Here is a 4625-nt window from a genome sequence, read left to right as displayed (position 1 = left end):
GAAGGTGTCCAGAAGGCCCTGCTCGCAGCCTGGGCGGTCGCGAAGACCAACGGCAAGGCGAACACGATGCTGGTCGAGGCGCCCGGATTCAGTGACGTCAATGTCGGTGCCGCCCAGAGCTACCTTCAGGCGTGCAGCGGCTGTACCACGGTCATCCAGCAGTTCAACCCGACCTCGTTCACGGACCCGACCCAGATCCAGAGCAACGCCAGCTCGGCCCTGTCCGCGCACCCCAGCGTCAACTATGTGATCTGGCCCACCGGCGGCCTGCCGCTGACGCCCGTGCTCGACGGGATGTCCGCCTCTCCCGACACCGACGCCCAGTTGCTGGTTGACGACGCGTCTCCGGAGGACGTCCAGCTACTCAGCCAGGGCAAGCTGCCCTTGGTCGTGGAAGGGCCCGGCGCGCTTCTCGTACTCGAAGCCATCGACAACATCAACCGGCTGGAGCAGGGTAAGCAGGCGCTCGCGGAAACGTCGCTGCGGATTCCGATCACCTACTGGACCCAGCAGCAGGCGCCCGCGCCCAACTTCCCGGCCATCACGGCGGCGCAACTCCAGACCAACGACTGGTTGTCCCCCTTCGCAACGGCATGGCATGTTCCGCAGCTCAAGAGCGTGATCCTGGGAGTCTCGAGCTGAATGAGCGGCGACGTGCGGTCCGACGCGACATCGACGGGCAGTCCTGTCGCGGCCGAACTCGCCGTTGACGCGGCCGGCCTGCGGAAGGTGTACGGGCCGACCGTGGCTCTCGCCGGCGCGGACTTCCAGGTCCTCGCCGGCGAGATCCACGGCCTCCTCGGCGAGAACGGCGCCGGGAAGTCGACGCTCGTGCGGCTCCTCGCGGGAGTCGAGCGACCCGACGGCGGCGAGCTGCGCTTCTTCGGAGAACCGGCCAGCGGCGGACCGAGCGAGCGGCGCAAGGCAGGACTGGCGTTCATCCACCAGGACCTCGGGCTGTTCGCGGAGTTCTCGGTGGCGGACAACATCGCCCTGTCCAGCGGCTTCCGCCGCCGCGGAAAGATCATCGACGAGCGCGCGACGATCAGCCGGGCCACGGAGACCGTCGAGCGCATCGGCTTTGACTGCGACGTCACCAAACCGGCCGGCATGCTGCCCCTAGCCGATCAGACGCTGGTCGCGGTCTGCCGCGCGCTCGCCGAAGGCGCCCAGCTCATCGTGCTGGACGAGCCGACCGCGTATCTGGAGGCGCGGCAGGTCAGGAAGGTGTTTGACTTGCTCTCCGGCCTCCGTGCGGACGGCGTCGCCTGCGTGCTGATCAGCCATCGCAGCGAGGACGTGCTGCGCGTCTGTGACCGGGTGACGGTGCTGCGCGACGGCCGCACGGTCGCCCGGCGGGAGGCGCGTGAACTGTCCGAGGTGAAGCTGATCCGGCTTATCACCGGCCGCGCTGACGCGTCAGACAGCGCGCCACGCCGTCCGCCGGCACCGGCCGGCCGGCCGGTGCGGCTGATGGTGGACACCCTGCGCGGCGCCGGCTTCGGGCCGGTCTCGTTCTCCGTGCACGAGGGCGAGGTGCTCGGGCTTTGCGGGCTGGCCGACGCGGGGCAGTTCGCGGTCGGCCGTGCCCTCGTCGGCGACGTCAGCGCATCCGGAGGCAGGCTTGCGGTCGACGGCACCGGTTTCAGCCCGAACGGCGTACGTGACGCGCTCAGGGCGGGAATCGGCTTCATTCCGGCTAACCGGACCGCGGACGGACTCGCCGGGGCCCTCACCGCCGCCGAGAACATGCTGATGAGTCCCCCGGGGAGGTGGTGGCAGCCGTTGCGAGGCAAGAAGGACGACGAGACGTGCCGAAGGCTGCTTGATACGTTCCGCGTGGCGCCGCCCGCCCCCGACCGTGAGGTATCGACCTTCAGCGGGGGCAACCAGCAGAAGATCCTGCTGGCCAAGTGGCTTGGCTTCGACCGCCGCCTGGTGATCCTCAACGAACCGTCGGCCGGCGTCGATGTCGGCGCCAAGGCCGACATCCACAAGCAGATCCGGGCGGACTGCGAGAACAACGGCACGGCAGCGCTCGTGATCAGCACCGACTTCCAGGAGATCGTCGACCTCTGCGACAGAGCCCTCGTTATGCGGCGCGGGGTCGTCGTCGGCGAACTGGGGTCCGCGGAACTCCACCCCGAGGTGCTCACCGAGATGGCATACGGAGGAATGGTATGACTGCCCCGACCAATCCCGCCGAGCGCACGTCCCTGGCGGGAGGAGGCGCGCCGCGGGAGAAGATCCCCAGGGGAATGACTGAGCGCGTCGGCAAGTACGGCCTGCTCATCTTCCTCATCGTCGCCTTCGCTGGTTTCAGCCTCGCGCGCCCTTCGGAGTTCGCGAGCTGGGCGAACGTCAAGACCACGCTGGATCAGCAGACGCCGGTCATCATCGGCGGCCTGGCAGTGATGATGACCCTGCTGACCGGCGAGATCGACCTGTCCGTCGCCGCGAACATCTCGCTGTCGAACATCTTCCTCGCGGGCCTGACGACCAACGACCACATCTCAACCCCCGTCGCGGTTGTCCTCGCGATCCTGGTCAGCACCGCTGTGGGTCTCCTCAACGGTCTGATTGTCGTGAAGCTGCAGGTCACATCGTTCGTCGCGACGCTCGGCATGGCAACTCTGATAGGCGGCGTCGGGCTGGCCTACAGTCACAGCACCGACATCCTCACGGTGCCGAGCAGCGTGACCGCCATGGTCCAGCATCAGGTCTTCGGCCTCGTCCCGCTAGCGGTGGTGTACGGGATCGTGGCGATGCTCGTCGTCGCGGCCGTCCTTCGCTACCTGCCAGTAGGGCGCAAGCTGCGCGCGGTTGGCGCCAACCCGCGTGCGGCAGCCCTGACCGGGATCCGCCCTGGCCTGTACCGGATCGCGAGCTTCACCTTCGGCGGCACCCTGGCGGGCATCGCCGGAGTCGTCCTCACCGGTCAGCTCGGGTCGGCGACCGCCGCCGGAACCGCCGACGCCCTGCTCTTGCCCATCTTCGCGGCCGTCTTTCTCGGCTCGACGGCATTTTCTCCCGGACGGCCGAACGTGCTCGGCCTGTTCGTGGCCGCGCTCTTCCTCGCGTTCGTCTCTTCGGGACTGGTCCTGCTGGGCGCTTCACAGTGGGTCTCGCCGCTGATCAACGGTGCCGCGCTTATCCTCGCGGTCGCCTTCTCCACGTGGGCCGCTCGTATGCAGGCCCGCCAGTTCCGCGCCCAGCAGCTCAGGCAACTGGATGTCGAGGATGCCAAGGTCTCTGGTGGTTCCGGCTGAAAATCATCATCCCGAACGTACGGTGGCGGCTCCCGACGCCTTGGGTTCGCGGATGGGGGCGGGCACTTGGCTCATTCACCCCTAGAGCAGGAACGGCACGGGGCCTGAGCTTGAACCGCAGCAACCACTACCCTTGGAAGGCGACATGAAGATCGATGTGCACGGCCACCTGAGCGCGCCTGAGTCGCTCTACGCCTACAAGGCGAACCTGCTCGCCCACCGCGGTGCGCATGGCCGGGGCAGCGCGGGCGTCACCGACGACACGCTGCGTGCCGCGCTGACCGAGCCGAACAGGACCTTCGGGAACCAGTCGCACCTGCGGCACCTGGACGAGGCCGGCGTGGACGTCCAGCTGATCTCGCCGCGGCCTTACCAGATGATGCACAGCGAGCAGGCCAAGCTCGTGGAATGGTTCGCCGAGGAGACCAACGACGCCATCGCGCGGACCTGCCGGATCGAGCCGGGCCGTTTCCGCGGGATCGCGGGGATGCCGCAGAGCATGGAGACCACGCCGGAGCGCTGGACGAAGGAACTGCGCCGCTGCGTGACCGACCTCGGTTTCGTCGGGGCGATGCTGAACCCCGACCCGTACGAGGGCGCCGCGCAGCCGCCAGCGCTGAGCGACCGGTTCTGGTACCCGGTCTGGGAGGCGGTGTGCGAGCTCGACGTCCCGGTTCTCATCCACTCGGCCGGCTGCAGGCCGCCGGCCAGGGAGAGCTACTCGCTGCACTTCATTCAGGAAGAGACGCTCGCCGTCGCGGCGATGCTGTCCAGCTCCGTCCTCGATGACTTCCCCACGCTGAAGATCATCGTCTCGCACGGCGGCGGCGCGATCCCGTACCAGCGCGGCCGGTTCCAGCCGGGGGCGCTGCGTGCCGGGATCACATTCGAGGAGCAGATGCGCAAGCTCTACTACGACACCTGCCTCTACACCAGGGACTCGATCGAGCTGCTGCTGCGAGCGGTGGGCACCGACCGCTGCCTGTTCGGCACCGAGAAACCCGGCACCGGCTCGACGCGCGACCCGCGGACCGGGCGCTGGGTTGACGACATCCACCTGCTGATCGAGGACATCGACTGGCTTGACGACGGGCAGCGCAAGCAACTGTTCGAGACGAACGCCCGCGAGCTGTTCCGCATCTGACCGGACAGGAGCGTCAACCATGGCACAGATCGCCCTCGGCATCGGGACCTCGCACGGCCCGCAGCTGAGCACGCCACCGGAGCAGTGGGGGCAACGCGCCGCCGCCGACCACCGCAACCCGGCTCTCGCCTTCCGCGGCGGCGACTACTCGTTCGCCGAGCTCAGCGAGCTGCGCGGCGCCGCCTTCGCGGCCGAGTGCGAGCCCGGCGTGC

At 68.4% G+C, this 4625-nt stretch carries 4 protein-coding genes and 1 pseudogene; all 5 read left to right on the top strand.

Features of this window, described 5'->3' with window-relative positions; all coding sequences use genetic code 11:
• Positions 1 to 642 (top strand): hypothetical protein (locus WA805_RS06955; RefSeq protein ID WP_424560945.1); only part of this gene is annotated, 642 nt, incomplete at its 5' end.
• Entirely contained in the window at positions 643 to 2184 is a 1542-nt protein-coding gene (locus WA805_RS06950) for a sugar ABC transporter ATP-binding protein (protein ID WP_425241922.1), read from the top strand.
• Positions 2181 to 3269 carry an ABC transporter permease gene (locus WA805_RS06945; RefSeq protein ID WP_422274295.1) on the top strand — a complete coding sequence of 363 codons (1089 nt, stop codon included), beginning with the start codon at positions 2181 to 2183 and terminating at the stop codon, positions 3267 to 3269. Before WA805_RS06950 ends, WA805_RS06945 begins: the two co-directional genes overlap by 4 nt.
• Positions 3270 to 3414: 145 nt before the next feature.
• A complete protein-coding gene (locus WA805_RS06940) occupies positions 3415 to 4413 on the top strand; it encodes an amidohydrolase family protein (protein ID WP_422274293.1) in 999 nt (332 codons plus the stop codon).
• Between the two features lie 19 nt (positions 4414 to 4432).
• A pseudogene (locus WA805_RS06935) lies at positions 4433 to 4625 on the top strand (hypothetical protein); the annotation flags it as partial.

It is taken from the genome of Trebonia sp. (assembly GCF_049794275.1).
In the GTDB taxonomy this organism is placed as follows: Bacteria; Actinomycetota; Actinomycetes; order Streptosporangiales; family Streptosporangiaceae; genus Trebonia.
Note: the sequence above shows the minus strand (reverse complement) of the source record. Positions and strands in the feature narration are given on the sequence as shown.

Excerpts from the sequence above, each read along its gene's own strand:
- WA805_RS06950 (WP_425241922.1), top strand. The coding sequence starts at position 643 with ATGAGCGGCGACGTGCGGTCCGACGCGACATCGACGGGCAGTCCTGTC.
- WA805_RS06945 (WP_422274295.1), top strand. The coding sequence starts at position 2,181 with ATGACTGCCCCGACCAATCCCGCCGAGCGCACGTCCCTGGCGGGAGGA.
- WA805_RS06940 (WP_422274293.1), top strand. The coding sequence starts at position 3,415 with ATGAAGATCGATGTGCACGGCCACCTGAGCGCGCCTGAGTCGCTCTAC.